At 66.8% G+C, this 26,778-nt stretch carries 22 protein-coding genes; 12 read left to right on the forward strand and 10 right to left on the reverse strand.

Going from position 1 to position 26,778, the window contains the following annotated elements:
* Positions 1-174: 174 nt before the first annotated feature.
* The 3 genes from ACTOWK_RS12250 to ACTOWK_RS12260 all read right to left on the reverse strand — a co-directional run bounded on the left by ACTOWK_RS12250 (position 175) and on the right by ACTOWK_RS12260 (position 7,691).
* Positions 175-5,025 (reverse strand): RHS repeat-associated core domain-containing protein, encoded by a 4,851-nt coding sequence (locus ACTOWK_RS12250; RefSeq protein WP_441330431.1) that lies wholly within the window; start codon positions 5,023-5,025, stop codon positions 175-177.
* A gap of 345 nt (positions 5,026-5,370) precedes the next feature.
* Positions 5,371-6,549 (reverse strand): PilT/PilU family type 4a pilus ATPase, encoded by a 1,179-nt coding sequence (locus ACTOWK_RS12255; protein WP_441330432.1) that lies wholly within the window; start codon positions 6,547-6,549, stop codon positions 5,371-5,373.
* A gap of 104 nt (positions 6,550-6,653) precedes the next feature.
* Positions 6,654-7,691 carry a type IV pilus twitching motility protein PilT gene (locus tag ACTOWK_RS12260; RefSeq protein ID WP_441330433.1) on the reverse strand — a complete coding sequence of 346 codons (1,038 nt, stop codon included), beginning with the start codon at positions 7,689-7,691 and terminating at the stop codon, positions 6,654-6,656.
* Between the two features lie 176 nt (positions 7,692-7,867).
* Between ACTOWK_RS12260 and ACTOWK_RS12265 the strand changes: the two genes are divergently transcribed.
* The 3 genes from ACTOWK_RS12265 to ACTOWK_RS12275 all read left to right on the forward strand — a co-directional run bounded on the left by ACTOWK_RS12265 (position 7,868) and on the right by ACTOWK_RS12275 (position 9,932).
* A complete protein-coding gene (locus ACTOWK_RS12265) occupies positions 7,868-8,551 on the forward strand; it encodes a YggS family pyridoxal phosphate-dependent enzyme (protein ID WP_441330468.1) in 684 nt (227 codons plus the stop codon).
* A gap of 74 nt (positions 8,552-8,625) precedes the next feature.
* A complete protein-coding gene (proC, locus tag ACTOWK_RS12270; protein WP_441330434.1) occupies positions 8,626-9,462 on the forward strand; it encodes a pyrroline-5-carboxylate reductase in 837 nt (278 codons plus the stop codon).
* Positions 9,459-9,932, forward strand: a complete 474-nt coding sequence (locus ACTOWK_RS12275) for a DUF4426 domain-containing protein (protein WP_441330435.1) — start codon at positions 9,459-9,461, stop codon at positions 9,930-9,932. Before proC ends, ACTOWK_RS12275 begins: the two co-directional genes overlap by 4 nt.
* Before the next feature lie 205 nt (positions 9,933-10,137).
* Here ACTOWK_RS12275 and ACTOWK_RS12280 read toward each other — a convergent pair whose 3' ends face one another.
* Complete coding sequence (locus tag ACTOWK_RS12280) at positions 10,138-11,118, reverse strand: lipase secretion chaperone (RefSeq protein WP_441330436.1); 981 nt, start codon at positions 11,116-11,118, stop codon at positions 10,138-10,140.
* A gap of 21 nt (positions 11,119-11,139) precedes the next feature.
* Entirely contained in the window at positions 11,140-12,084 is a 945-nt protein-coding gene (locus tag ACTOWK_RS12285; RefSeq protein ID WP_441330437.1) for a lipase family alpha/beta hydrolase, read from the reverse strand.
* 277 nt (positions 12,085-12,361) lie between these two features.
* Between ACTOWK_RS12285 and ACTOWK_RS12290 the strand changes: the two genes are divergently transcribed.
* Entirely contained in the window at positions 12,362-13,156 is a 795-nt protein-coding gene (locus tag ACTOWK_RS12290) for a cobalamin-binding protein (protein WP_441330438.1), read from the forward strand.
* A 66-nt stretch (positions 13,157-13,222) separates the two neighbouring features.
* Positions 13,223-13,648, forward strand: a complete 426-nt coding sequence (locus ACTOWK_RS12295; RefSeq protein WP_441330439.1) for a GNAT family N-acetyltransferase — start codon at positions 13,223-13,225, stop codon at positions 13,646-13,648.
* Positions 13,649-13,693: 45 nt separating this feature from the next.
* Here ACTOWK_RS12295 and pdxH read toward each other — a convergent pair whose 3' ends face one another.
* Positions 13,694-14,299, reverse strand: a complete 606-nt coding sequence (pdxH, locus tag ACTOWK_RS12300; protein ID WP_441330440.1) for a pyridoxamine 5'-phosphate oxidase — start codon at positions 14,297-14,299, stop codon at positions 13,694-13,696.
* Positions 14,300-14,316: 17 nt separating this feature from the next.
* Between pdxH and ACTOWK_RS12305 the strand changes: the two genes are divergently transcribed.
* The gene (locus tag ACTOWK_RS12305; protein ID WP_441330441.1) at positions 14,317-15,273 is read left to right on the forward strand and encodes a kinase; all 957 of its coding nucleotides are present in this window, start codon (positions 14,317-14,319) and stop codon (positions 15,271-15,273) included.
* A 54-nt stretch (positions 15,274-15,327) separates the two neighbouring features.
* Here ACTOWK_RS12305 and ACTOWK_RS12310 read toward each other — a convergent pair whose 3' ends face one another.
* Positions 15,328-15,531, reverse strand: coding sequence for a dodecin family protein (locus ACTOWK_RS12310; RefSeq protein WP_441330442.1), 204 nt, complete (start codon positions 15,529-15,531; stop codon positions 15,328-15,330).
* 163 nt (positions 15,532-15,694) lie between these two features.
* Here ACTOWK_RS12310 and ACTOWK_RS12315 point away from each other — a divergent pair, with 163 nt between their 5' ends.
* Both ACTOWK_RS12315 and aroB read left to right on the forward strand, forming a co-directional pair.
* Positions 15,695-16,267 (forward strand): shikimate kinase, encoded by a 573-nt coding sequence (locus ACTOWK_RS12315; RefSeq protein WP_441330443.1) that lies wholly within the window; start codon positions 15,695-15,697, stop codon positions 16,265-16,267.
* Positions 16,264-17,370: a 3-dehydroquinate synthase gene (aroB, locus tag ACTOWK_RS12320; protein WP_441330444.1), complete on the forward strand. Its 1,107-nt coding sequence runs from the start codon at positions 16,264-16,266 to the stop codon at positions 17,368-17,370. Before ACTOWK_RS12315 ends, aroB begins: the two co-directional genes overlap by 4 nt.
* Before the next feature lie 297 nt (positions 17,371-17,667).
* On the opposite strand, the gene ACTOWK_RS12325 is transcribed toward aroB, so the two are convergent.
* Positions 17,668-18,345 carry a hypothetical protein gene (locus ACTOWK_RS12325; protein WP_441330445.1) on the reverse strand — a complete coding sequence of 226 codons (678 nt, stop codon included), beginning with the start codon at positions 18,343-18,345 and terminating at the stop codon, positions 17,668-17,670.
* Positions 18,346-18,540: 195 nt separating this feature from the next.
* Here ACTOWK_RS12325 and ACTOWK_RS12330 point away from each other — a divergent pair, with 195 nt between their 5' ends.
* On the forward strand, positions 18,541-19,128 hold the full coding sequence (locus tag ACTOWK_RS12330) for a hypothetical protein (RefSeq protein WP_441330446.1): 588 nt from the start codon (positions 18,541-18,543) through the stop codon (positions 19,126-19,128).
* 114 nt (positions 19,129-19,242) lie between these two features.
* Here ACTOWK_RS12330 and ACTOWK_RS12335 read toward each other — a convergent pair whose 3' ends face one another.
* Entirely contained in the window at positions 19,243-19,890 is a 648-nt protein-coding gene (locus ACTOWK_RS12335) for a cysteine hydrolase family protein (protein ID WP_441330447.1), read from the reverse strand.
* A gap of 117 nt (positions 19,891-20,007) precedes the next feature.
* On the opposite strand from ACTOWK_RS12335, the gene ACTOWK_RS12340 reads away from it, so the two are divergent.
* The 3 genes from ACTOWK_RS12340 (at position 20,008) to hemE (ending at position 22,714) form a co-directional block, all read left to right on the forward strand.
* Positions 20,008-20,982, forward strand: coding sequence for a helix-turn-helix domain-containing protein (locus ACTOWK_RS12340; protein ID WP_441330448.1), 975 nt, complete (start codon positions 20,008-20,010; stop codon positions 20,980-20,982).
* 85 nt (positions 20,983-21,067) lie between these two features.
* On the forward strand, positions 21,068-21,322 hold the full coding sequence (locus tag ACTOWK_RS12345; protein WP_435394332.1) for a WGR domain-containing protein: 255 nt from the start codon (positions 21,068-21,070) through the stop codon (positions 21,320-21,322).
* A 315-nt stretch (positions 21,323-21,637) separates the two neighbouring features.
* Positions 21,638-22,714: a uroporphyrinogen decarboxylase gene (gene hemE / locus ACTOWK_RS12350; protein WP_441330449.1), complete on the forward strand. Its 1,077-nt coding sequence runs from the start codon at positions 21,638-21,640 to the stop codon at positions 22,712-22,714.
* Positions 22,715-22,913: 199 nt separating this feature from the next.
* Here hemE and ACTOWK_RS12355 read toward each other — a convergent pair whose 3' ends face one another.
* Positions 22,914-26,651, reverse strand: a complete 3,738-nt coding sequence (locus ACTOWK_RS12355) for an ATP-binding protein (RefSeq protein WP_441330450.1) — start codon at positions 26,649-26,651, stop codon at positions 22,914-22,916.
* Between the last annotated feature and the right edge of the window lie 127 nt (positions 26,652-26,778).

The following is a 26,778-nucleotide window of genomic DNA, read 5'->3' on the forward strand; positions in this document are numbered from 1 at the left end:
TATCGCCGCGCATAAAATATTCAAGCGCTGCCACTGCGTCTTTATCGCCCAACAATTCCCACGCTCCGTCGACGTGCACTTCGTGGCAATTCTCATTCGAATTTGCGCAATGCGACGCAACTAGCAAAGCAATACCCAGCAATAACACAACACCATCAATGAACTTTCGCCGCATCATTTTTTAGCGAACCCATTACAGCCGAAGCACTGCAACTCTACATAGTAAATTCTACTATGAGCCCCAGCGCCACCAAAAACCCCATGGCCAGCCTCATGAGCTATCACAGCCGGCAGAGTGCAGCACTTTCCCGCAAACGCTGCGGGACGCATTCCAACACTCCCATTGCCGAGATACTCCGCGCACTCCTCACCTCCATTTGAGTAGAGCAGCGGCGGCTCTTCAACAAATGTAACGTCTTGCAACAACGTAATCATCTCCTGTTTCTGAAAATCATCTATGCAATAAGCCTTTCGTTCACCATTGACACCGCAATCATTACACGCAAGGCACTTCTGCAGCACTTGAATGGCTTCAGCCAATGCGTCCTCAAGTTTTTTTCTTTTGTCTTTATTGAATCCAACAAAGGAAGCAAGTCCATAGACGTCCGTCATATCCACCGGGGCATTCCTTACATAGGCGTAAGTTGACGGGCCGTCCGCCAAACCAAGCGGATCACTTTGAAGATACCTTCCGACTGCAGGCTCGTAATCTCGAAAATAGTTGTAATTCAGCCCCGTAGCCGCGTCATAGCGCTGGCCCGGGAACCGCATATCCAACACGAACGCGGTGCCGTCCTGATCGGGGTCCTGGTTCGGCGGGTTGTTGCCGAAGGCTTCGCCCTTGGCGTCCCAGGTCCAGATCGCGAGGTTGCGGCTCGGGTCGATCACCGCGCGCGGGGTGCCCAGGTGGTCGGGTTGCACGTAACGCAGGGTCTGCGCGACGCCGGCGCCGACAACCAAGCCGACTGGGGCGTCGCCCAGCCAGATGGCTTGTTGCTTGGTGGCGCTGTTGGCGTCGTAGTCGCCCAGCCAATGGCCAGCCTCGTCGTACAGCGTGTAGCCGGTGATCGCGCCGGTCGCGTTGTCGGCCCGCGAGACCCGCTCGCCCTTGGCGTTGTAGCGGTAGCTGGCTTTTATTACGCCAGCCTGCTTGACCTGGCTCATGCGGTCGTTGGCGTTGTAGACGAACTCTCTGGCCGTGCCGCCGATGCTGGTGGTGTTGCCGACCGCGTCAAAACTGCGACTGACGCCGCCGACATTGCTTAGACGATGACTCGTGCTCGGATAGCTGTAGTCGGTAGTGATACCTGCATGCAGCAAACTGGTGCGGTTACCCGTCGCGTCATAGCCGTAGGTCTCCAGCGGCGTGCCGGTCGGGCCGTCGCGGGTGATCTTGAGGCGACCCAAGGTGTCGTAGTCGTACTGGGCCAGAGCAGCGCTTTGCAGGCCGTCCTTGAGCTGAGTCAAGTCGCCGACTTCGTTGTAGCCATAAGACAGCGACAACCCACCACTGGCGGTATCGAGGATCGATTTAGCTCGGTAGTCCTGATCATAAGTGCGTTGCAGGCTGCGGCCATTGCCATAAGTCCACCCAGCCACCGGACCGAAGGGCTTATAACTTGCATTGTTGAGCAGCACGCTGCGCACGCCACCCGCCGGCGTCACGCCGATCTCGCTGACCCGTCCCTGGCTGTCGCGGACATAATCAGCGACTGCGCCATCAGGATAGGTCATAGCCTGCAGCTGCCCCGCCAGAGTGTAGGCATAGCGCAAGGTAAGACTCTGACCATCGACCGACTGGATTTTTCGTACGACTCGGCCGAAGCGGTCGTAGCAGTACTTCAGCTCCGTGCCTTCGGTGCGCATTGCAGTCACTCGGCCGACCGCAAAGGTCTCTCCGGTCGTGCAGACCGAGTTGACAGTGTCGTAGTCGTACTCGACATCAGCGCTGCCGCTGCCGTAGGACACGGTCTTCGTGCGACCCAATGCGTCGTAGGTATAGGAGTGCCGGAGGGTGTCGTTGGCGTCTTGCTTGGTCGCCACTTGGCCCGCTGCGTTGTAGCTGAAGTTCGTGACGCCGGTATCCGGGCTCGACAGTTGCACCTGATCGCCCAGGCCGTTGTAGCTGTAGGTGGTGTTCAAGCCCTTCGGGTCGGTGACCTGGGTCAGCCGGTCGAGCGCGTCGTACTTGTATTCGATCTTGGCATTGATGCCGCCGACGTCCTGCAAGGTCTTGGCTAGGCGATCGAGCGGATCGTAGTCGTTGTCGGTCTTGCGGCCGAGCGCATCGGTGGTGATGTCGCCATTACCGTTGGCGTCGTAGCTGAAGCCGGTGGCGTGGTCCTGCGCGGTCTTCGCCGTCTTTAGTTGGCCCAGTTGGTTATAGACGCGCGACAAGGTGCGCATCAGGGCGCCGCTGGTGTCCTTCGTGTCTTCCTTGGTCCGGTTGCCCGCGCTGTCGAGCGTGTAGTGGATGCGGTTGCCGGCGTTGTCGTAGATGTCGGTCAGGCGATGCGCCGCGTCGTATTCGTAGCGCACGAACATGCCGTCGGGCTGGATGACCTTCTTGATCTGGCCGATCAGGTCGTACTCCATGCGGGTGATCGCATCGTCGGCTTCCGAGCCGTTGTTGGCGCCACGCACCTTGCGCGCGGCCAACCAACCGCGCGGCGTGTATTCCAGGTCGGTGACGACGCCATTCGCTTCCTTGCTCGACAGAGCGCGGCCAGCGAGGTCGTAACGCAGGAACTCGGTGGCGTGGCCGAGCGCGTCGGTGACCTTCCACAGGTCGCCCTTGCGGTAAGCGCAGCTTGCGGGCGATGTGGCGCAGGCCGGGTCGTCGCTGGCGTAGTACGAGTAACTGGATACGTCGGCCACGTCCGTGCGCGGCCCATCGACGGCCTTGACCGCGCCGAGCACCGGACAGTTTCCGCCTGCGGCGACATCGGCCGCCTCGCAGTAGGTCGTGGTGGTGGTGCGCTCGGCATTAGTGACGGGATCGACCTGGGTCGAGGTCACGACTTGACCGCGGTCGTTGTGGGTCCACTTGGATTTGGCGACCAAGGCATTAGCGTTATCGAGCGTGCGGCGCTCGGTCGGCTTGGTATAACCCGGATTCCAGTCGGTCTGGATCTTGCGGGTAACCGGGGTAACTCCTTGCCCCGACGTGCGCCCTTCGATGCGGCTGGTTTCCTGGAACGAGTCATGCTCGTAATCGGTACGGTAGCCGCGCTCGTCTTGGCGCCACCAGATGCGTCCGTTGTAGTACTGAGCCGTGGATGCGCCGGCGTTCGATCCATCGGTGCTCGATAGTGCGATACGGGTCGGCTGCCTGAATGCATCCGTGTTGAAGTCGTAAGTCTTACTCGATCCAGTCGGCAGCGCGACCACCACCGAACCGGAATTGTTGTAGGTGTGGGTGACCTTTCCTGCCCCGAGAGCATGGTCGCTGATCGTGGTCCGGCCGAACTCGTCGTAACTGTAGGTGGCATAACGCTGCCCGGCCTCGTCGATGATGCCGGTCAGTTTGTTGCCCCACAACGCTGGGTTACAGCCGGCGACCGCTTGGCCGGCGGCGTTGCGGCAAACCCGGTCGCCCTCGCCATACAGATATTGCACACCTTCGCCTGCCCCGGCTCCGCCTTTGCTGGCGTGAGTCAGGCGCCCGGCCGTGTCGTAGGCGTACTCGACCAGCCAAGCGCCGGCGGTGCCGATGCGGGCGATTCGCAGACCGTCATCGCCAAATTTAGCGGTGGTCGCCAATACGTACTGGAAGCCGAGTTCGCGACCCGAGGGACTGCGCACACGCAGCAGCTTGCCCAGGGCCGGACAGCTGCCCGCCTGCACGTCGGACTGGGTGCAGTAGTCCAAGCTGTACACACGTCCGCTGACCTCGTAGGCACTGAGGCGCCCGGCTTCGTCGAACCATTCCAGCCTGGATGAAGTCGACAGTCGCCAGCGGCCCTTAGTCGCGGCAACTGCGTCGGGCTCGCGGATCATGATCGTGCCGGGACGATTGACCGAGCGATAGGAGGTATCGCTCACCTTTCCCATTAATTCGTAGTAGCCGTCCGAGCGCAACAAGGTATCGGGCAGCCCCCGATACATCATCAGGCGAGCCGAATACGAATGCGCCCAATAATCGGTCAAACCAGAGCTCAGCTCGAAATCGCCGATTGAGTTGTAAGCGCGAACGAACGCTTGGCCTTCCCAGTCGAAATCCTCCTCGCGATGCTCCTTGTTCCCGGTAGCGGCGACGACGGGATTTCCGTCCTTGCAGCACGAGTCGAATTGCTTGGATCGCACAACGATCTGCGCATACGTGTCGCTGAAACAAACGTTCGGCCAAGTGACGCCCGGGTTCGGCCAGCCGGCATAGAACAGCATCGGGCATTCGTACCAGTCGTGCCGCGCTATATGCCACTGGTGAGTCACCGTCGGAACCGGATTGACGGTCAGAAAACGCGCACGGGAATCGCTCGAGATGTAGTTGCGCGCCTGGTACAAGAACCGCCCCTCGGGCCCCCAGCCACGCGGCGTGCCCTCATCGTAGGAACCGGTGAAGTAACCGGGCGGCGGCGGTGTTTCGTAAAGGCTGGATTTGTAGACGTCGGCTTCCATCGCCGCCTCGTCCTTGCACCATATCTCGCCATTCGGAGCCGCCTCGCCCCCCACCGAGCCATCCGAACCGCAGCCGCGGGTACGTGTGCCGACGGTGGCAGCGCGGTAAAAGTCGCCCACGTACGTAGGCGCGCGCGGCTTGACCTTGTACTCACGGGCATACATACCCTCGGTCATGGCGCGCTCTTCGATCTTTTCCAACAACGCATTGCCTCGGGGCGTCGCCGGTTCGGTGCGGATATAGCTTTCCGCTTCCGCGAGCGTGTTGAAGCAGGCATCCTCCCGCGCCGGCATGAAACGCGTCGCGCAGTATTCGTTGGCAGCGCGCGCGCCTCCGGGCACCAACCACGCGGCAAGCGCCAGGCAAACGAAGGCGGAGAGACGAAGGACAAAACTGGAAGGCATGACGGGTTCTTCCGATGAAAATGCCGCCGAAGCGGCCGGACATCCTGGTCCTGTACGTACGATGGCGATATGCCGGTGTCGACGAACGGGCGACCGGAGGGGCTGAGGCCCGCGACGATGATCCTTGACGGCCGTCTCAAAAATTCGGACGGCGTAAGCAATTCTCGCAAATCACATTAAGCCGGCAAACTCGGACCGTCGTGGTTCGTCCTGCAGTCGACAGGACGAGGCTTGCATCGCTGACATCTACGACCGGTGGTCTCGTCCCATGCACGACCCGGTCGACCAACAACAAAAAACCCGGCCGAAGCCGGGTTCTTCATTCCTAACGATGCAACCGATGCCTTACCGCACTTCGGCCACTTCGACGCCGTCGAGGCCTTGCGACAGGGTGCGGGCGTCGCCGCCCTGGGCAAGTTTGATGCGCAGGCGCACTTCGTTCTGCGAGTCGGCGTAGCGCAGGGCGTCTTCGTAGCCGATTTCGCCGGCCTGGTAGAGCTCGAACAGGGCCTGGTCGAAGGTCTTCATGCCGAGCTGCACGGATTCCTTCATCAGCTCCTTGAGCTTGTGGATCTCGCCGTCGCGGATGTAGTCCTGGGCCAGCGGGGTGCCGAGCAGGATCTCCATGGCGACGCGGCGGCCCTTGCCGTCCGGGGTCGGGATCAGCTGCTGGGCGACCACGCCCTTGAGGTTCAGCGACAAGTCCATCAACAACTGGTCGCGGCGGTCTTCGGGGAAGAAGTTGATGATGCGGTCCATCGCCTGGTTGGCGTTGTTGGCGTGCAGCGTGCACAGCACCAGGTGGCCGGTTTCGGCGAAGGCGATGGCGTGGTCCATGCCTTCGCGGGTGCGCACCTCGCCGATCATGATCACGTCCGGCGCCTGGCGCAGGGTGTTCTTGAGCGCGTTCTCCCAGCTGTCGGTGTCGATGCCGACTTCGCGCTGGGTGATGATGCAGCCTTCGTGGCGGTGGACGAACTCGATCGGGTCTTCGATGGTGATGATGTGGCCGGTCGAGTTCTGGTTGCGGTAGCCGATCATCGCCGCGAGCGAGGTCGACTTACCGGTACCGGTCGCGCCGACGAAGATGATGATGCCGCGCTTGGTCATCGCCAGCGTCTTGATGATCGGCGGCAGGTTCAGCTCTTCGACGGTCGGGATCTTGGTCTCGATGCGGCGCAGGACCATGCCGACCTGGTTGCGCTGGTAGAAGCAGCTCACGCGGAAGCGGCCGACGCCGGTCACGCCGATGGCGAAGTTGCACTCGTGGGTCTTTTCGAACTCTTCGCGCTGCTGCGGGCTCATCACGTTGAGCACGAGATCGCGGCTCTGCTGCGGCGTCAGCGGGTTCTGGGTGATCGGGCTGATCTTGCCGTGGACCTTCATCGACGGCGGCATGCCGGAGGTGATGAACAAGTCCGAGGCGCGCTGGTGCGCCATCAGCTTGAGGAAGGAGGTGAAGTCGATGGCGCCGGTGGCGGGGCTGGCCGGGCCGGCCGGGTTGGGATTGGCTGGGTTGTTCATGGGGCTACCTCCTCGGGAGGTCTGAAACCAGGGGATGTGGTGCGCAAGCGGCTATCGGCGCGAGGCGGAGGCCGGCGAAGCGGGACACTTCGCCGGCGGGCGCATCAGTCGAACAGACGCTTGTCCTTCGCGTACTCGCGCGCCTGCGGACGCAGGATCATGCCGCGCTTGACGAGGTCTTGCAGGTGCTGGTCGAGCGTCATCATGCCGTGGCTCTGACCGGTCTGGATCGACGAATACATCTGCGCGACCTTGTCTTCGCGGATCAGGTTACGGATGGCGGGGATGCCGACCATGATCTCCCACGCCGCGGTACGACCGCCGCCGACCTTCTTGAGCAGGGCCTGCGAGATCACCGCGCGCAAGGACTCCGACAGCATCGAGCGCACCATCGGCTTTTCGCCGGCGGGGAACACGTCGATGATGCGGTCGACGGTCTTGGCCGCCGAGGAGGTATGCAGGGTGCCGAACACCAAGTGGCCGGTCTCGGCCGCGGTCAGCGCCAGGCGGATGGTTTCCAGGTCGCGCAACTCGCCGACCAGGATGTAGTCGGGGTCTTCGCGCAAGGCCGAACGCAGGGCCTCGTTGAAGCCGTGGGTGTCGCGGTGGACTTCGCGCTGGTTGATCAGGCACTTCTGCGAGGTGTGCACGAACTCGATCGGGTCTTCGACCGAGAGGATGTGCGCGTACTCGTTCTTGTTGATGTGGTCGATCATCGCCGCCAGCGTGGTCGACTTGCCCGAACCGGTCGGGCCGGTCACCAGGATCAAGCCCTGCGGCTGCTCGATGAGCTGACGGAAGATCGGCGGACAGCCGAGGTCTTCCAGCGACAGCACTTCGGACGGAATGGTACGGAACACCGCACCGGCGCCTCGGTTCTGATTGAAGGCATTGACGCGGAAACGCGCCAGGCCGGGAATCTCGAACGAGAAGTCGACCTCGAGGAATTCTTCGAAGTCGCGGCGCTGCTTGTCCGACATGATGTCGTAGACGAGCGCATGGACCTGTTTGTGGTCCAGCGCCGGGATGTTGATGCGGCGTACGTCGCCGTCGACCCGGATCATCGGCGGCAGACCTGCCGACAGATGCAAGTCGGATGCTTTGTTCTTGACCGAGAACGCCAGTAGTTCGGCGATATCCATGCGTGCTCCCCGCACTGCAGGGACCCGTCAACCGGGTCCGTGAAAAGCCAGCCTCAAGGGCTTGATTGCAACTTCAAGCTGGAACCAAACCACCCCTGCGAGGCAGTATAGCCCTCAGACGGCGTGTCCGATCCAGCCCACCTCACTACAGGATTCCCCTCGTGCACGAGCACGTCCTGCACGACATCTTGCATCAGTTGACGCATGCGGCGCATGACGCCGGAAGGCCGGTACCTCGATTGCTTGCGGTCAGTAAGACCCGGGATGAGACGGCGGTCGCGAATCTGGCATTGAAAGGGCAAACCGCGTTCGGCGAGAACTACGTTCAGGAAGCCCTCGCCAAGCAGACGGCCATGGCCGGCACCGCCGCGGTCGGGCTGGCGCTGGAGTGGCACCTGATCGGCCACCTGCAGTCGAACAAGGCTTCCGAGGCCGCCACACGCTTCGATTGGGTCCAGACGGTCGACCGCTTGAAGCTGGTGACGGCGCTCGCCCGCCACCGTCGCGCCGACCAGGCCGCGCTCAACGTATTGATTCAAGTGAATATCGACGACGAAGCCAGCAAGCACGGCTGTCGTCCGGACGAGGTCGAAGCGCTGGCGACGGCTATCGCGGCCGAGCCGCGGCTGTGCCTGCGCGGGCTGATGGTGATCCCGGCGCCGCACGACGATCCGGAACTGCTGCGTCCGGCATTCCGCCGCAGCAAGCAATTGTTCGACTCGCTCACCCAAACTCACCGCAGCGTCGACACCTTGTCGATGGGCATGAGCGACGACTACGCGGTGGCGATCGCCGAGGGTTCGACCATGGTCCGGATCGGTACCGCCCTGTTCGGCGCGCGGGCCAAGCCGCAGGCCTGACCGGCCCGGCGCCTCGGCGCCCAGGCGCCCACGCCGGTTGTTATCCTGCGGGCCGGTCTCCGCAGTGGTCGAACATGTCCGAATCCGCTTCTCTCCCCTCCGGGCCGATCGCCTTCATCGGCGGCGGCAACATGGCGCGCAGCCTGATCGGCGGCCTGATCGCCCGCGGCGTCGCCGCAAGCGACATCCGCGTCGCCGAACCCGTCGAGGCCTTGCGCGACGCTTTGCAGCGCGACTTCGGTGTGCAGTGCTTCGACAGCGCCAGCGCCGCGGCCGACGGCGCGTCGGTGTGGTTGCTCGCGGTCAAGCCGCAGGTCATGCGCGAGGTCTGCGCAAGCCTGGCGGCGCAGGCCGCCGCGCAACACCCGCTGGCGATCTCGATCGCCGCCGGCATCACCGCCGGCCAGCTCGACCGTTGGCTCGGCGGCGGCGCCGCGGTCGTGCGGGCGATGCCGAACACCCCCGCCCTGCTCGGTGCCGGCATCACCGGGCTGTACGCCAACGCCGCCGCGGCCCCGCGTTTCGGCCAGGCCGCGAGCTTGCTCGATGCGGTCGGGCCGACCGTGCGCATCGACGAGGAAGCGCAGATGGATGCGGTCACCGCGGTCTCCGGCAGCGGCCCGGCCTACGTGTTCCTGCTCGCCGAGGCGATGCAGCAGGCCGGCCAGGCCCAGGGGCTGAGCGCCGAGGCGGCGCGCGCCCTGGTCCAGCAGACCCTGCTCGGCGCGGCGACCATGCTGACCCGCACCGACGACCCGGCCGAAGTGCTGCGCGCGCGGGTGACCTCGCCCGGCGGCACCACCCAGGCCGCGATCGAGACCTTCGAGGCAGGCGGCTTCCGCGCCCTGGTCGACCGCGCCATCGCCGCAGCGACCGAACGCGGCCGCCAGTTGTCGGCGGCGAACGAATGAACCGGTTCGCAGGCAAAGCCACGGCCGTCGTCATGCTTGCGCTGCTCGCCGGTTGCGGCGGCGAGGGTCCGGCGCCGGCGCAGAACCCGAATGCCGCGCGCAGCGAGGAAGTCGTGCGGGTCGGCGACATCAGCGTGCGCGCCAGCGCGATCCAGGCCAAGCAGCTGTCGCCGGCGATCGCGCAACGCTACGGCGCGAGCCACGACGAACGCACGGTGCTGGTGGTGGTGTCGCTGCGCAAGGGCGACGACGCGACCTCGGTGTCGGTGCCGGCCAAGGTCACCGTGACCAGCATCGACCTGCTCGGCCGCAAGCAGGCCCTGAGCATGCGCGAGATGCGCGACGGCGACCTGCTCGATTACGTCGGCGTGGCGACGATCTCGCCGCCGGACACCTTGCGCTTCGACGTCAAGGCGGTCGGCGAGCAGGGGCAGCGTTATACCTTGCAGTTCAATCGGGATTTTTTCTGAGGCTGTCGGTCGCGCATCCATTCATCGGGCTTTCGCCGGGATAAGCAAAAGGCAGAGGGCGACAGACGTTTGGATATGACCTGTCGTTGCGCAGACGCGGTCGTTGACCATGGCGGTCGCGGCTTGCGCCACTCCTACCCCTGCCGGTGTTGCAACGGGTAGGAGCGGCGCAAGCCGCGACCGCGACACTGCAACCCCAGCGCGACTACGGCCCCGGCAACAAACCATTACGCGTCAACATATCGACACGGCGGCGTTCGTTGGCATCGAATCCCTGCAATAGCGATGCCATACGCTGCCGGCGCTGGCTGTCGCTGAGCGCGGTATCGGCCAGCAAACGTTGGCGTTGCGCCGCATAGCGACGCAGGCGGTCCTGCCATTGCGCTTTACGCGTATCCAGTTGCGCCAGGCGTTGCGCGGCCTCGCGTCCGAACAAGGCTTCGCGTTCGGCGTAACGCGTGGCGGCGTCGACCTGACCCGATTCGAAGTCGCGGCTTTGCTGCACGGCGCTCTCGAGTTCCTGGCTTTGCGCCTGCAGGGCCTGGCGTTGCGGGTCCAGGCGCGCGTCCAGTTCGGCCAGGCGCCTCGCGCGCATGGCCTCGTCGAGACTGCGGTCGGCCAATAGCCTGCGCCGAGCGAGCGCATCGTCATAGGCGCGTTCTTCCTCGCCGTACCAGGCCTGCGCGAGTTCGGCACCGAGGCGTGCGCGTCGCAGCGAACGCACCCGCGCCACCGCGGCCTCCATGTCGCCGGCCTCATGCCCGGCTATGACCGAATCGCGCTCCAACGCGACATAAGCATCGAACCAGGCCACGACCGTCGCCAGGGCATCGGCAGCCAGACGCGGCTGCAGGTGCGCGATCAACGCGACGCGGATCGCTTCCGGCGTCTGTTCGCCGGTGCGGCTGAGGAAGTAATCGAACAAGCGCCGCAGTTCGCGATCCGGCTGCGGCCGTCCTTGCGCGTCGACGCGGACCGCGCCGTCGACGTCGGTGTCGCGCAGGGAATCCGCGCGCGAGCCGGCACTGGATGTCGACGCGCCCGCCGAAACCGCGGCGGCAAGCGGCGGATCGATGTCGCGCACCGCGGCCACCGCCGAGGTGGTGATCGCCACCCCGCGGTCGCGGTTCGACAGCCACCATCCGCCCGCCAGCATCGCGGCGAAAGCGCAAGCCGCCGCGAGCATGCCCGGCACCGGCCGCATCGCTTACAGACCGGCGTTCTTGAGGCGGTTGACCTGACTGCGATAGACGCTGGTCGGGCTGGAACTGAAAAGGCCGCGCAGGCCGGCGATCTGGTTGACCTCGTCGAGATGGTTCCAACCGTAGTCGTCGCGGATCACCTGGCCCCAATGCGAGGAACAGCGCCCGACCAGGCCGTCGTTGGCTTCGCCGCCGAACAACAGGCCGCCGGCGACCATCGCCACGTCGGAGGCGTCGAGCAGGTGGGTGCCGCGCGAGGTGCCGCCGAGCGAATAATAGTGAATGCCGTTGACGCGCGCGGCGCCGGAACCGCAGGCGGTGGTCGGCGCGCCCTGCGGGTAACGCGCGTTGAAACGCGCCGAACCGGCGCTTTCGAGCGCGGCCAGGGCGGCCAGCGAATCCTGAGTGTCGTCGCTGCCCGATAACAGGCCGATCAGGCCGGCGAAGGCGTTGACGAAGGAAGCGACCAGGGGCCGCAGCGGCGAACCTGCGGGCAGGGCCGTGCCGACGAAATCGGCGACCTTGCTGCCGGCATGCGGCGAGCCGACCGAGGTCATCGACGCGACCAGGTCCGGGCGCACCGAGGCGACGTAGCGCGCGGTGGGGCCACCCTGGCTGTGGCCGATCAGGTTGAACTTGCCGTAGCCATGCAGCGCCTGCAGGTGTTCGAGCTGGTCGATCAGGGCTTCGCCGCGGACTTCGTTGGATTGGGTCGCGGCCACTTGCGCGACGTGCACGCGGGCGCCGCCGGCACGCAGGGCCTCGGGAATGCCGAACCAATAACCGTAGACGCCGCCGATCGCATCGAAGCCGAACAGGCCGTGCACCAGTACCACCGGATGGCGGGTCCGGGTGTAATCGTCGGCCGATGCCGGGAACGCCCCGGCCGACAGCAGACAGGCCAGCAGCAGCGGTGCGCGCAGCAGGCGCCGGTAATGAAGTCGCGACATGATCCCCTCCGATCGTGTGTGGACGTCGGCAAGCACCGACGCCCCGACTGTACGAAGCGGTATGGTCAACACACGCCGCGCTGCACCATACGGCGACGAACTGTGATCCCGCCGTGCGATTCCGCCGTTCACCGGGCTCTAAGGGGCCTGCCATTGCTGCGCTGCACCCAAATCTGCGCCGGGTGGCCTGGCCAACGCGCGGCGCCGGCCGCCGGTGCTCGCCGCGGATCGCCGGCTTGGCCGACAATCCCCGCTTCGTTTTCAGTATCGGAACCCCATGGGCCCGCAACGCATCGTCTGCCTCACCGAGGAACCCACCGAAACCCTGTACCTGCTCGGCGAACAGCACCGCATCGTCGGCATCAGCGGGTTCACCGTGCGGCCGGCGATCGCGCGCAAGGAAAAACCCAAGGTCAGCGCCTTCACCAGCGCCAAGATCGGCGAGATCCTCAAGCTGCAGCCCGACTTCGTGGTCGGCTTTTCCGACATCCAGGCCGAGATCGCCAGCGAGCTCATCAAGCACGGCATCGAAGTGTGGATCAGCAATCACCGCAGCGTCGCCGGCATCCTCGACTACATCCGCCGCCTCGGCGCGCTGGTCGGCGCCGGCGACCGCGCCGACGCCCTCGCCAGCGAATACGAGCAGCGCATCGCCGACGTGCAGGCGCGCGCCGCGGCGATGCCGCGCCGGCCGCGAGTGTATTTCGAGGAGTGGGACACGCCGCCGATCACCGGCATCCGCTGGGTTTCGGAGCTGGTCGGCATCGCCGGCGGCGACGACGTCTTTCCCGAACGCGCGGCGATGTCGCTGGCGCGCGACCGCATCCTGGCCGACCCGCTCGAAGTCGTGCGGCGCGCACCGGACCTGATCCTCGGCAGTTGGTGCGGCAAGAAATTCCGCCCCGAACAAGTGGCGGCGCGCGAGGGTTGGGACGCGATCCCCGCGGTGCGCGACGGCGAACTGCACGAGATCAAGTCGCCGATCATCCTGCAGCCCGGTCCGGCCGCGCTGACTGCGGGATTGGATGCCCTGAGCGCGATCGTCCAAGCCTGGTCGGCGAAGCACCCCTGAGCGCGCGCTGAGCCCGCGTTGACGCCGCGATTGCACCGCGGCGCAGGCGGTGCGAAGGTGCCGGCCATGGCCGAGCCCATCCGCATCGTCTATGCCCGCGAACCGGCGATCGAAGTCGCCGAGTTCCGGCAAGTGCTCGAACGCTCCGGCCTCGGCACGATCCGTCCGGTCGCCGACGAACCACGCTTGCAGGCGATGTTGTCGGCCGCGAACCTGATCGTGACCGCGCGCCTGGACCAGGCCGATGCGACCCTGGTCGGCGTGGCCCGCTGCGTCACCGATTTTGCCTGGTGTTGTTATCTGTCCGAACTGGCGGTGTCGGCCTCGGCGCAGGGGCTCGGCATCGGCAAGGGCCTGCTCGACGAAGTGCGGCGCCAGGTCGGCCCCAGCGTCAGCGTGGTCCTGGCCTCGGTGCCGGACGCGGCCGGATTCTACGAGCGCGCCGGCATGGCACGGATGCAGGACACCTTCTGGTACAAGCGCGAGCACTGAGGCGCTTGCGGCGAGCACGCCGCAAGCGTCGCAGCGAAGAATGCCTTACGGATACAGCATCCGCTTGTTCCACTCGCCGGCGCGGTCGCATTCGTACGACCAACGCTCGTGCAGGCGGAAGTCGGCGCCGTACCAGAACTCCATCTTCTCGGCGCGCACGCGCAGGCCGCTCCAGCGCGGCGGACGCGGCACGTCGCGGCCTTCGAACTGCTGCTCGGCCTGGGCCAGGCGTTGTTCGAAGGTCTCGCGGTCGGCCAGGGTTTCGGACTGCTTCGAGGCCCAGGCACCGAGCTGGCTGCCGCGCGCGCGCGTAGCGAAATAAGCGTCGGCCTCGGCATCGCCGACCACTTCGACCGCACCTTCGATGCGCACCTGCACGCCATGGCGCACGCGCGGCCAATGGAACAACAGCGCCGCATGCGGGTTGGCCTGCAGTTCGCGGCCCTTGCGCCCGTCGAGGTGGGTATAGAAGACGAAACCGCGTGCGTCGTGGGCCTTCAGCAGCACCGTGCGCGCCGACGGCCGCGCATCGAGCGAGGCGGTGGCGACGGTCATCGCAGTCGGGTCGGGCTCGCCGGCGGTGACGGCTTCTTCGAACAGCGTGTCGAAGGTGGCGAGGGCTTCGTTGAGCAGATCGTGGGTCGTAGTCATTGCGCTATTGTGAGCCGATGTCGCCGCGCCTGCATCCGCCCGCCCGCCCAGGCATAGATCCCGCTAAAGATCCCGGCCCAGCACCGGGCCGCGACGCCGGCCTGGACCGCAACGCTGCGGCCGGCACTTTATCGGCAAGCGCCGAATCACCAGACACCGAAGCCAGCGGTTTCGAACCGGACTGGGTCGAACACGTGCTCGACGACGCACTGGCCGCGAACGCCCGTGTCTACGCCATCTGCGGCCTGCAGGGCAGCGGCAAATCGACGCTGGCGGCGCAGGTCGCCGCACTCGCGCGTTCGCGCGGATTGCGCGTGGCGGTGTTGTCGATCGACGATTTCTATCTCGGCCGGCGCGAACGCCTGCGCCTGGGCCGCGAGGTCCACCCATTGCTGGCCACGCGCGGGCCGCCGGGCACCCACGAAGTCGACCTGGCGTGCACCGTGCTCGACCGCCTGCGCGCCGGCGCCGCCTCACGCTGGCCGCGCTTCGACAAACTGCGCGACACCCGGGTCGTGCCGTCGCGCTGGGCACAGGCCGAAGCAGTCGATCTGACCCTGTTCGAGGGCTGGTTCCTGAAGACGCCGATGCAGGCCGAGGCCGAACTGATCGCGCCGGTCAACGCGCTCGAACGCGACGAAGATGGCGACGGCCGTTGGCGCGCCTATTGCAACGCCGCCTTGGGCCGCGACTATCCGGCGCTGTGGCCGCGCCTGGACCGTTTGCTGTTCCTGCAACCGCCGGGTTTCGAGGTCGTCGCCGACTGGCGTTGGCAGCAAGAGTGCGCGATGCAGACCCGGCGCCCGAGCCGCCATGCGATGAGCCGGGCGCAGGTGGAACGCTTCGTGAGCCTGTTCGAACGGGTCAGCCGGCAGGCATTGGCGCGGCTGCCGCAGATCGCCGATGCGAGCCTGCGCCTGGACGCCTCGCGACGGGTGCTCTCGGTGGCGAGCCGGCAGTACCGACGCGAGTGACGAAGCGGCGTCAATGCCGGCTTCGTCACTCCCGATCGGCTGCGACGGTCGCGCTTACTTCACGACGAAGGTCACCTTCAGGTTGACCCGCCATTCGGTGATGTTGCCGGAACCGTCGGTGACGACCTTGACGTCGTTGACCCAGGCGCCCTGGATGTTCTTGACCGACTCGGCGCATTTGGCCAGGCCGGTCTTGACCGCGTCCTCGATGCCGATGCTGGACGAGGTGTTGAGTTCGATGACTTTGGCGACCGCCATGGTGTTTCTCCTGATGGGTGCTGCGAATGGGTCGTCCCGTGGGACCGCCCGCCGCCGTGCGGCGACGGAGATCCGAGCCTAGGCCGGTGCCTGTTAAGACGACGCAAGCACGGTCGCACGGCTGTCCTGCTGCCGCCCTACGGCGTGTCCTACAATCGGCGGCATGAACCCAGCCAGCAACCTGATCCTGGTCGGCCCCATGGGCGCCGGCAAGACCTGCATCGGCAAACGCCTCGCCGAGCATTTCGGCCTGCGCCTGGCCGATGCCGACCGCGAGATCGAGCAACGCACCGGCACCAGCGTGGCGGCGATCTTCGAACACGAAGGCGAAGCCGGTTTCCGCGCCCGCGAAAGCGCGGTGCTCGCCGAACTGCTGGAAGGCGAAGGCCTGCTGCTCGCCACCGGCGGCGGCGCGGTGCTCGCCTCCGACAACCGGCGCCTGCTGCGCGAACGCGGCTTCGTGGTGCAGTTGCTGGTCACGGTCGAGCAGCAGCTCGAACGCCTGGCCCTGGACCGCAGCCGGCCGTTGCTTGCCGGCAGCGACCGCGAGCAAGTGCTGCGCACGCTGGCCGAACAACGCGCGCCGCTGTACGCCGAAGTCGCCGACCTGCGCTTCGACACCGGCGCGCTGAGTTCGGCCGATGCCGCCACCCAGCTCGCCGAGCAACTCGATCGACTCTGGCGACGCCCGCAGGCCTCGTCGACGCCCCACCCTTATTCCGGAGTCAACGCATGAGTGCGGTACGCAAGGTCGAAGTATCCGGCGAGTCCACCTACAACATCGAGATCGGCGCGGGCCTGCTCGACGACGGCGCGCGCCTGGGCCGCAGCGTGCGCGGGCGCCATGCGCTGATCGTCAGCGACGAGAACGTGGCGCCGCTCTACCTCGCGCGGGTCGAGGCTGCGCTGCATGCGGCCAGGCCCAACCTGAGCGTGGCCCATTTCGTGATCCCGCCCGGCGAACACGAAAAAACCTTGGCGCGCTTCGGCGAATGCATGGACGCGCTCGCCGCGCTCGGCGCGACCCGCGACGCCAGCGTGATCGCGCTCGGCGGCGGCGTGGTCGGCGACCTGGCCGGGTTCGCCGCGGCCTGCTGGATGCGCGGCATCGATTGCGTGCAGGTGCCGACCACCTTGTTGGCGATGGTCGATTCCTCGGTCGGCGGCAAGACCGCGGTCGACCTGCCGAGCGGCAAGAACCTGGTCGGCGCTTTCCATCCGCCGCGCGCGGTGATCGCCGACACCACCGCCTTGCGCACCCTGCCCGATCGCGAGCTGCGCGCCGGCCTGGCCGAAGTGGTCAAGTACGGCGCGATCTTCGACGCCAGTTTTCTGGATTGGCTGGAAGCGCACGCCGACGCCTTGCTGGCCCGCGACGACGAGGCCCTGGCCGAGGCGGTCGCGCGCAGTTGCCGCTACAAAGCCGATGTGGTCGCCCGCGATATGTACGAACACGGCGACCGCGCCATGCTCAATTTCGGCCACACCTTCGGCCATGCGATCGAAACCGAGCAAGGCTATGCCGGCACCCGCGGCGACGGCCTCAATCACGGCGAAGCGGTCGCGGTCGGCATGGTATTGGCGGCGCGTTTGTCGGCGGCGCTCGGGCGCGCGAGCGCGGCCGATGTCGACCGCCTCAAGCACTTGCTGGAGCGGCTGGATCTGCCGACCTCGATTCCCGACGGCCTGGCGCCGCAGGCGCTGCTGGCGCGCATGCGCCTGGACAAGAAGGCCGATGCCGCCGGTCTGCGTTTCATTTTGTGGGACAAGGCCGGTGCGGCGCGGATCGTCTCGGGCGTGCCCGACGACGCGGTGCTGGCGGTGCTCGCCGCGGGTTGAGCGCGCCGCCGCGGGTGCGGCCGGATAGCCGCACCCGCCTTCTTGAAGCTTGAGAACAATCCATCGTCCCCGCGAAGGCGGGGGCGAATGGATGCGCTCGCGAGCCACTGGTTCGCGCAACCATGAACGCCAGGGCACCGTGCGGCCTGGCCGGGCCGCAGAGACTTCAGAGTCATGTCGCGATGACGCCCCGGGTGTTCGGCTCCGCCGAAGTAAAGCGGAGCCCCTACGCGAGAACGATGGCGAGAAAGTTTCACCCTCTATCCGCATCCAACGCCCTGCATCACGCGTCTCGGCTCAGGGCCAACCGACGGCGTGTTGCAGATACTCGATATGCCCGGGAAGCAGCTCGGTGACGTAGAGCGTGGTCAGGATCGGATGATTCCCCCAGACGATGCCGCAGCGCGTATTGACCGGGTTCACGCCGGCGTCGCGTTGGGTGTATTGGACCGCCGGGTTGTCCGGCGCGCCGACGTTGTTCGCCAGGCCGAGCGCCCAATGTTCCCAAGTCCGCCAAAGGTCCGAGGCCATGACGATGGAATACTGCGTCGGCGCAGCGCCGTCGTTGCCCGATAAAGTCAGCCCGCTGGCGATCATGCACAGGCGCGCCAGTGCGCGGGTGCAGGCCTGTTTCGCCGCGGCGCTGCCCGGCGCGGCATCGTTGCGGGCGGTGGCGGCATTGGCCGCGAGCACCTGCGCCTGCGCATCGGCGTCCGCGTTGCCCAAGTTGTCGTGAACCCAATCGACGAAGCCGGGATTGAGTACGAAGTCATTCTCTTCGCCATCGAACGACCAGGCCTGGTCGAAGATCGTCGGCGGCGTATTGGCGGCATGCCCGCCGGGACCTCCGAACAAGGCATAGCCCCAACACGGCGCATCGGGATTCGGGTCGGCCCAACCGGGAACGAGCTCGCTGCCGGCACCAAGATGGTTGCTGGCAAGTCCTTGCAATTGTGCAGCGGTCAACACGGGCATCGGGGCGGGCTCCTGGTGGTCGGAACAAGATCGAGGCGGTGCGCTCGCAACGAACGCCCTGCCGGGATCCACTGCCCGAACTAACGCGGCGGCGTCGTGCTTGTGAACGCCGTCGCGGGCGAAGCGCCGCGTTTCACAGCGCGTCTGCCCGCACGTTTCCAGCCTTGCACCACCCGCGCTGAGGATCGGCACCGCATGGCCCTGAACCCCCTGGAATTGCTGCTTCTGCACAACGCCCTGACCCGGCCGTCGCCCGCGACGGACGCGGCGGGCGCCGGCCAGCCCACTTCCGCACAACCCGCCGCCGTCACCACCAAGGAGCCGTCCATGGCCAACCAGTTCGAATTCCTCGACAAGCATTTCGACCCGACCGATATTCCGGAAGTCGCCGCGCAGACCGCCTACGAGCGCTTCGGCAATTACCCCAACGCGCGCACCAGCACGGTGATCTTCAACATCAGCTGGAACGCGCTCACCGACGCGATCAAACACGCGGTGTTGAATTTCACCAACGGCGGCGTCTACGACACCTCCGCCTTCGCCACCCTCAGCGCCGACGGCACTCAGTGGAACATCGTCCTGACCGGCCTGCAGTACGTGAACGCCTCACGCACGCTCGTGCACGGCCGCGCCGAGTACGAGATCAACGAGTACAACAACGGTTCGATCTTCATCAAGGCCGAAGCGCTCGGTGCGCAGTTGCTCGGCGAAGTCGTGCATCTGGACACCGGTTTCGGCACCTGGGTGCAGCAGGTCCAGCTCAAGAACCCGTCGACGTTCTGAGCCCGCCCGGCAACCAACAGACGAAGCCCCGCCAGGGCGGGGCTTCGCATTGCGGGTGGTCGAACCGGATCGAATCAGGCCGGGCCGACTCGATCACGAACCCAGCGCCAGCCCTCAGGCGGCCGCCTTGTTGCGGGCCCGTGCGCGCTGGTTGGAGGCACACGGATTGTCGAGATAAGGCACCGCGCCGGTCTGCAGCGCATCGATCCATTCGTCGGTGCTCAGCACTGCGGCGAAGCGGCTCTGGAACACCACCATGAACACGCGGTGGATCTCTTCGGCGCTGGCGTACCCGGCGCTGTTCTCGTACGACAGCGAACCGCTGGCGTCGTGCAGGAACTCCACGTTCAAGTTCAGGTGCGCCGCCTCGAGCACCGTGGACGCGTCGCAGTTGTGGGTCATGTAGCCGATCACGCTGAGGGTGTCGATGCCGTTGCGCTCGATCCACTGTTTGAAGTCGGTGCCGGTGAACACACTCGGAAAGTTTTTCTCGATGTAGTGATCGCGCGGGCGGCTGGCGACGACGTCGTTGAGCTCCCAGCCCGGTGTGCCCTTGTCGAACACCGGCGTGCCGGCCGGCGCGGTGTTCTGCACCACCACCACCGGCACCCCGGCGGCGCGGGCGGCGTCCATCGCACGGCCGATGTTGGGCAGGGTCTTGGCGACCGGCGGGTACTCGATCGGCAGGCCGTCGGCGAAGTAGTCGTTCTGGACGTCGATGACGACGAGGGCGCGTTTGCTGCTGTTGGACGAGGCGTTCATGAGCTGGCTCCGGGAAGGGGTTGCGACAACGTGGGCTTATTGTTCGCTTCCGCCGGCCGGGCCGATACTGACCCGAATGACAATATTCGATAGGATCGGGCCATGTAGAATCAGGCCATGAACCAATCCGCCGCTTCCCGTCGCCTGGCCGTGGTCGCCTTCGACCGCATCAGCCCCTTCCACCTGTCGGTGCCCTGTCTGGTGTTCGACAGCCGCGAAGGCGACCGCGACCTCGATCTGCCGCAGTTCGACCTGCGCGTCTGCGCCGCCGAGCCCGGCCGCCTGCGCACCCGCGCCGGTTTCAGCATCGAAACACGCTACGGCCTGCAGGCGCTGCGCAGCGCCGACACCATCATCGTGCCGTCCTGGCGCGACGCCGACGAGCGCCCGCCGGAGCCCTTGCTCAAGGCCTTGCGCGGCGCCCACGAACGCGGTGCGCACATCGTCGGCCTGTGCCTGGGCGCCTACGTGCTGGCCGAAGCCGGCCTGCTCGACGGCCGCCGCGCGACCACGCACTGGCATTGGAGCGAGCACTTCGCCGCGCGCTATCCACAGATCGCGTTGCAGCGCGACGTGCTCTACGTCGACGACGAAGGCATCACCACCTCGGCCGGTACCGCCGCGGCGCTGGATTGCTGCCTGCACCTGCTGCGCGGCATGCACGGCGCCGAGATCGCCAACCGCATCGCCCGCCGTCTGGTGATCGCCCCGCACCGCCAGGGTGGGCAGGCCCAGTACATCGAACAGCCGTTGCCGGCCTCGGCCCAGGACGACCGCCTGGCCGCGGTGCTGGCCTGGGCGCTAGCCCATCTGGACCAGCCGCACAGCCTCGACGCCCTGGCCGAGCGCGCACTGATGAGCCGTCGTACCTTCACCCGCCGCTTCCGCGACAGCACCGGCACCACGGTCGGGCAATGGCTGACCAACCAACGCCTGGCGCGCGCGCAACGCCTGCTGGAAACCAGCGACAGCGGCCTGGACGCCATCGCCGCGGAGACCGGTTTCGGCACGCCGGCCTCGCTGCGCCAGCACTTCGCCGCTCAGCTCGGCACCTCGCCCTCGGCCTACCGCCGCGGTTTCCGCGGCGCCTGAAAGCCCCGCCGGCGCAACGCTCCGGCGTGCGGACCGCGACAACCGGCCCGGTCGGCAGGGGCCCCGCAACCGCTACAATCGCCGGGTGCGCCTCCTTCTCCAACAACGGCCGGAAGGCCGCGAAGCTCCCCGCTTCGTACAGCTGATGCTGCAGCCCGACTTGCTCGGCGGCTGGACGCTGGTGCGCGAAAGCGGCCAGATCGGCGGCCGCAGCACGGTCCGGCGCGAGCAGTTCATGGACCAGCCCAGCGCCCTGGCGGCGTTGGAACAGGCCCGCGACCAGCAGCTCAAACGCGGGTTCCAGCTGATGTTCTCGCAGGGCGCCGAAGCGCCGCGATGAGGCTTTCCGTGGTTCGGTCCGGTCGGGCGGGAACAGCAAATCCCCCCTGCCCCCCTTCGATAAAGGGGGGAACAGCGTGTGCTTACGAAAAGATAGATCGCTTGTCTTTGCCTTGGCACTGCGTCGCATCCGCCCCCTTTGAAAGCGCCCTCCCATCGGAAGGTCTTCCCCCTTTGGAAAAGGGGGACCGAGGGGGATTTGCTTTAGCCGGCCACGGCCACCACCCCGCTCCCACCCCATTCCCGCGCAGCCCCACGGGCTCGCTGCACTCCACCTTTCCCTCCCCTTGACGGCGCACCTCGCCACGGTTCTTTCATGTCCAATCCTTCTCCCGTCAACGACCGCTTCCTGCGCGCACTGCGCCGCCAACCCGTCGACCGCACGCCGGTCTGGCTGATGCGCCAGGCCGGCCGCTATCTGCCGGAATACCGCGCCACCCGTGCCCAAGCCGGCAGCTTCCTCAACCTGGCCAAGAACCCGGAGCTGGCCTGCGAGGTCACCCTGCAGCCGCTGCGCCGGTTCCCGCTCGATGCGGCGATCCTGTTCTCCGACATCCTGACCGTGCCCGATGCGATGGGCCTGGGCCTGTACTTCGCCGATGGCGAGGGCCCGAAGTTCGAGCGCCCGATCCGTTCCACCGCCGACATCGACCGCCTCGCCGTGCCCGACATGGGCAAGGAACTGCGCTACGTCATGGATGCGGTCAGCACGATCCGCCGCGAATTGAACGGCTCGGTGCCGTTGATCGGTTTCTCCGGCAGCCCGTGGACGCTGGCCTGCTACATGGTCGAAGGCGGCGGCAGCGACAACTATTCCAAGGTGAAGTCGCTCGCCCTCAACGACCCGGCGGCGATGCACCGCCTGCTGGGCGTGGTCACCGATGCGGTGATCGAATACCTCAAGGCCCAGCACGCCAGCGGCGCGCAGGCGCTGCAGGTGTTCGACACCTGGGGCGGCGTGCTGTCGCCGTCGATGTACCGCGAATTCTCGTTGCGTTATCTGCAACGCATCGCCGCCGAACTGCCGCGCGGCGAAGGCGACGAGCGCGCGCCGCTGATCCTGTTCGGCAAGGGCAACGACCCCTATATCGAAGACCTCGCCGCGAGCGGCGCGGAAGCGGTCGGCGTCGACTGGACCATCGGCCTGGGCGACACCGCACGCCGCATCGGCGGGCAGGTCGCGATCCAGGGCAACCTCGACCCGGTCACCTTGTACGCCACGCCCGAAACGATCCGTGGCGAAGTCGGCCGCGCGCTCGACGATTACCGCGACGGCAACGGCGGTTCGCGCGAAGGCCACGTCTTCAATCTCGGCCACGGTATGTCGCCGGACATGCAGCCCGAACACGTCGCGGCGATGGTTGCGGCGGTGCACGAGCTCAGCGCGCGCTGAAGTTCGTTCGGTTGGTGAGGGTCCGCACTGAGCGGGTGCCCTCACCCCACCCCCTCTCCCGTGAACGGGAGAGGGGCTAAAGCGGGTCACCGCAAGTGCAATCCCTTCTGCCGCTTGCAGGAGAAGGTGGCCGAAGGCCGGATGAGGGCCCGACGCGAACGCCAAACGCCGAGCATTGAGGCGAAACGGCAGAGCGACGTCAGCCACCCGCCTTGCGCGACAGCACCGCATCCATGGCTTCGCGCAGCAAGGTGCCGGTGACCGGCTTGCGCAGGAAACGGTCGAAACCGGCGGCACTGGCCTGCGGTTCGGCATCGGCGTCGGCGCGCGCGGTCACCGCGATCAGGGGCTGGGTAAAGCCCTGCGAACGCAGCTGCCGGGCCAGGTCGAGGCCGTTGATGCCGGGCAGGTCGAGATCGAGCAAAGCCAGGTCGAAATGTCCGGTCGCCACTTCGGTCAACGCCGCCAGGCCGTTGCCGACATGGGCGACGCGATGCCCCTGCGCGCGCAGCAGACCGGCGATGACTTCGGCCACGGTCGCATCGTCCTCGACGAGCAACAGCGACAACGGCGCGGCGTAGGCGATCGACGCGGACTCGTCGTGCTTGCGCAACGGCGGGGCAACGATCTGCAGCGGCAGGTCGAAAACGAAACGCGCGCCCTGCCCCGGTTCGCTGTACACGGTGATGTGGCCGTCCATCGCCGCCGCGAGCTCCTGGCAGATCGCCAGGCCCAGGCCGCTGCCGCCGTAGCGCGCCGCGGTGCGGGCGCCGTCGCCCTGTTCGAAGCGGCGGAACAAACGGTTCTTCTGCTCTTCGTTGAGGCCTGGGCCGGTGTCGGCGATCTCGAAGCGCACGCCCTGCGGCTTCAGCGTTTCCACGCGCAGGCTGACCTTGCCTTCGTCGGTGAACTTGATCGCGTTGCCGAGCAGGTTGAGCAGGATCTGGCAGACCCGGCTGACGTCGCCGCGCAGACCCGCCGGCGCACCCGATGAAATATCGATTTCGAAGGCGAGGCGGCGCTGGCGCGCGAGCGGCGCCATCAGATTGCTGGCCTCCTCGACCAGCGCGCGCAGGTCGAAGGCTTCGTCGGCGAGTTCGAGCTTGCCCGATTCGATCCGCGCCAGGTCCAGCGCGTCGTTGACCAGGCGCAGCAGATGTTCGCCGGCGCGACGCACCGCCAGGGTGTAGCTGCGCTGGCGTTCGTCGAGCGGGGTGTCGAGCAGGAGTTCGCTCATGCCCAGCACGCCGGTCATCGGCGTGCGCACTTCATGGCCGAGGGTGGCGAGGAAGCGGGTCTTGGCGAGCGAGGCCTGCTTGGCGACTTCGCGTTCGTGCTCGGCGCGCTGCCAGGCCAGGCGCCGGCGCGCGCGGCGGCGATAAGCGAACCAGAGCAGACCGAGCAGCGACAGCACCAGAGCGATGAAGCCGGTGATCGCCCACGGACTCCACCACCACGGCGAATCGACATGCAAGGCGATCACCTGCACCGGCGTCCACACGTTGTCGGCGCTCTTGGCCTTCACTTCCAGGCGGTAGTCGCCGGGCGCGAGCTGCGAGAAGCTGCGTTCGCCGCTGGCGCCGACATCGACCCAACCGGGGTCGTAGTTGCTGAGCCGGAACCGATAACGGTTGGTCTGGGCATTATTGAACGACAACAGCCGCGCCACGATGCGCAGGTCGCGATCGCCATCGGCGATCGTAATAGGCGCGATGCCATCGGCGATCGTAATAGGCGCGATGCCATCGCCGGTCGAAATAGGTGCGGCGCCGTCGCCGATCGAAATAGGCGCTATGCCGTCGGCTGTCGCCGCAGGAGGAACGCCGTCGGACCACGTCGCCTTGAGCGCGCTCGGTGCGCGCTCGGCCGCAGCGACAGCCGCCGCGTTCGCGACCGGGAACACGATGCGCTCGTTGCGGCGCCGCACTTCGATGGTCTCGATGATCAGCGGCGGCGCGCGGTCGATCGGCCGCACCACCGCCGGATCGAACAGGATCAGCCCTTCCGGGCTGCCGACCAGGATCCGGCCGTCGCTCGGGCGCGCCTGCGGCCGCTCGACGAACTCCTGGCTCGGCAAACCGTCCTTGACCCCGTACACCCGCACCGAACGCGCTTGCGGGTCGACCCGCACCAAGCCGCGCGTGGTGGTCATCCAGATCAACCCGGCGCGATCGACGATGAGACCGCGCGCCTCGGTCAGCGGCAGGCCGGCACGCGCACCGAGGCTCGACTCGCGTTGCAGGCGCGCGCCGTCCCAGCGATACGCCTCGAGCGTGCCGAAACCGGCCATCCACATCCGCGTGCGTCCCTCGAAGGCGAAGGCGTGCACCGGCTGCGTGGGCGAGCCCGGCACCGCCTCGAAGCGGCGCACGCCGGCATTCCAGCGCCACAAGCCCTGCGAGCTGGAAATCCACAAGGCACCGTCGGGGCCGTTGCCGCTTTGTTCGAGGGTCGCCTCCTTCGGCAGCCCGCGCTCGCCGAAGGCGAACGACTCGCGCACACCGCCATCGAGGTCGCGCGCCTGCAGGTCGCCGTCGCTGCCGAGCAGCCAGATCAGGCCCTGGCTCTCGACCAGTTCGGCGGTGGTGCCGCCGATCGCCGGGTCGCGGGCGCTGTCCAGGCTCCAGTTGCGATGCGCGCCGGTGGCCGGATCGATGCGCGCCAGACCGCCGTAATAAGTCACCCAGACCTGTCCGGCGCGATCCTGCAGCACCCGGTCCAGGCCGAGGTTGCCGCTGAAATTCCTGGCGACATGCACGACGTGGCCGCTCTCCGGATCGAGCCGGTCGAGCACGCCGCCGCTGCCGACCAACCACATGTCGCCGCCCTGCGCCGGGGCGATGCCGCGCACGCTGGCGTTGGCCAGGGTCGAAGGGTCGTCCATGCGCCGGGTCAACACCGAGAACTGGCGCCAGTTCGGCGGCAGATACCACAGGCCGTGGCCGTTGCTGGCGAACCACAGACCGCCTTCGCGATCCTCGTAGGCGCCCGACCAGTTCGGCCGCACCATGCCCTGGCTGGTGGTGCTGAACAAAGGCACGACCGCGACCCCTTCGGCGTTGCCGATGCCCAGGCCCTCGGGCAAGTCGAACCAGTACTGGCCGGTGCGATCGCGGCGCAGCACGTCGATGATGGTCTTGCCCGGGGCGAATCGCGCCCACGGCTGTGCTTCGTAGCGGCCGTTCGGACGGCGCACGCCGACGCCGTGCGGGGTGCCGAACCAGGCGGTGCCGTCGCTTTCGAAGGTGATGGTGTTGACGATCACCGAGGTCAGCGCCTTGTCCGGCACGCGCTCGAAGTCGCGGCCGGTCCAGCGCGCCGCGCCGGCCAGGGTGCTCACCCACAGGCTGCCGTCGGGCGCGACGCTGAGGTTGGCGATGCCGTTGCTCGGCAGGCTGCGCGGATCGTCCTCGCGCGCCACGTAGCGGGTGATGCTGCCGTCGACCGCCATCCGGTACAGGCCGCCGTGGGCGGTGCCGAACCACAGCGCGCCGTCGGGCGTGGAGGCGATCGACCAGATGTCGTTGTCGTGCAACCCCGGCGTATTGGAGCGGTCGTAATAACGGAACTGCTTGCGGTCGGCGTCGAGCATGGCCAGGCCGGATTGGCTGGTGCCGATCCAGACCCGATTGCGCGCGTCGACGTGCACCGCCCACAGATAGTTGTCGCGCAGGCCTTGCTCGCGGCGCCAGACCCGGTAGCCGCTGCCGTCGTAGCGCGCCAGGCCTTCGCTGGTGGCCAGCCACAGATACCCGTGGCGATCCTCGGCGATACGGCTGACGGTGTTGGACGGCAGGCCGTCGGCGACCGTGAGCTGGCGCGGGCGCGGCGTCTCGGGCAGGCCCGCCTGAGCGGTCGGAATCACCCCGGTCGGAGCCACGGCACAAGACAGCGCCGCCAAGCTCAGCGCGAACAGCCATCGAATAGTGCGCCGCATCCGGACTCCCTCGCCACCACGCGCGGCGATCCGGGATCGTCGCAATGTGTGTGTTATCGCGCAAGCGCGGCCGCGGTCGAATACATCGCCCACCGGTCCACGTGCGCGGCGAACGCCGGCGCCGCGC

Origin of the sequence: Lysobacter sp. CA196 (assembly GCF_052078695.1) — a bacterium.
Classification (GTDB): domain Bacteria; phylum Pseudomonadota; class Gammaproteobacteria; order Xanthomonadales; family Xanthomonadaceae; genus Lysobacter.

Excerpts from the sequence above, each read along its gene's own strand:
- ACTOWK_RS12275 (WP_441330435.1), top strand. The coding sequence starts at position 9,459 with ATGAACCGGTTCGCAGGCAAAGCCACGGCCGTCGTCATGCTTGCGCTG.
- ACTOWK_RS12310 (WP_441330442.1), bottom strand. The coding sequence starts at position 15,531 with ATGGCGGTCGCCAAAGTCATCGAACTCAACACCTCGTCCAGCATCGGC.
- ACTOWK_RS12290 (WP_441330438.1), top strand. The coding sequence starts at position 12,362 with ATGGGCCCGCAACGCATCGTCTGCCTCACCGAGGAACCCACCGAAACC.
- ACTOWK_RS12295 (WP_441330439.1), top strand. The coding sequence starts at position 13,223 with ATGGCCGAGCCCATCCGCATCGTCTATGCCCGCGAACCGGCGATCGAA.
- hemE (WP_441330449.1), top strand. The coding sequence starts at position 21,638 with ATGTCCAATCCTTCTCCCGTCAACGACCGCTTCCTGCGCGCACTGCGC.
- ACTOWK_RS12335 (WP_441330447.1), bottom strand. The coding sequence starts at position 19,890 with ATGAACGCCTCGTCCAACAGCAGCAAACGCGCCCTCGTCGTCATCGAC.
- aroB (WP_441330444.1), top strand. The coding sequence starts at position 16,264 with ATGAGTGCGGTACGCAAGGTCGAAGTATCCGGCGAGTCCACCTACAAC.
- ACTOWK_RS12305 (WP_441330441.1), top strand. The coding sequence starts at position 14,317 with ATGTCGCCGCGCCTGCATCCGCCCGCCCGCCCAGGCATAGATCCCGCT.
- ACTOWK_RS12250 (WP_441330431.1), bottom strand. The coding sequence starts at position 5,025 with ATGCCTTCCAGTTTTGTCCTTCGTCTCTCCGCCTTCGTTTGCCTGGCG.
- ACTOWK_RS12330 (WP_441330446.1), top strand. The coding sequence starts at position 18,541 with ATGGCCCTGAACCCCCTGGAATTGCTGCTTCTGCACAACGCCCTGACC.
- ACTOWK_RS12315 (WP_441330443.1), top strand. The coding sequence starts at position 15,695 with ATGAACCCAGCCAGCAACCTGATCCTGGTCGGCCCCATGGGCGCCGGC.
- ACTOWK_RS12280 (WP_441330436.1), bottom strand. The coding sequence starts at position 11,118 with ATGCTCGCGGCGGCTTGCGCTTTCGCCGCGATGCTGGCGGGCGGATGG.
- ACTOWK_RS12355 (WP_441330450.1), bottom strand. The coding sequence starts at position 26,651 with ATGCGGCGCACTATTCGATGGCTGTTCGCGCTGAGCTTGGCGGCGCTG.
- pdxH (WP_441330440.1), bottom strand. The coding sequence starts at position 14,299 with ATGACTACGACCCACGATCTGCTCAACGAAGCCCTCGCCACCTTCGAC.
- proC (WP_441330434.1), top strand. The coding sequence starts at position 8,626 with ATGTCCGAATCCGCTTCTCTCCCCTCCGGGCCGATCGCCTTCATCGGC.
- ACTOWK_RS12260 (WP_441330433.1), bottom strand. The coding sequence starts at position 7,691 with ATGGATATCGCCGAACTACTGGCGTTCTCGGTCAAGAACAAAGCATCC.
- ACTOWK_RS12255 (WP_441330432.1), bottom strand. The coding sequence starts at position 6,549 with ATGAACAACCCAGCCAATCCCAACCCGGCCGGCCCGGCCAGCCCCGCC.
- ACTOWK_RS12340 (WP_441330448.1), top strand. The coding sequence starts at position 20,008 with ATGAACCAATCCGCCGCTTCCCGTCGCCTGGCCGTGGTCGCCTTCGAC.
- ACTOWK_RS12325 (WP_441330445.1), bottom strand. The coding sequence starts at position 18,345 with ATGCCCGTGTTGACCGCTGCACAATTGCAAGGACTTGCCAGCAACCAT.
- ACTOWK_RS12285 (WP_441330437.1), bottom strand. The coding sequence starts at position 12,084 with ATGTCGCGACTTCATTACCGGCGCCTGCTGCGCGCACCGCTGCTGCTG.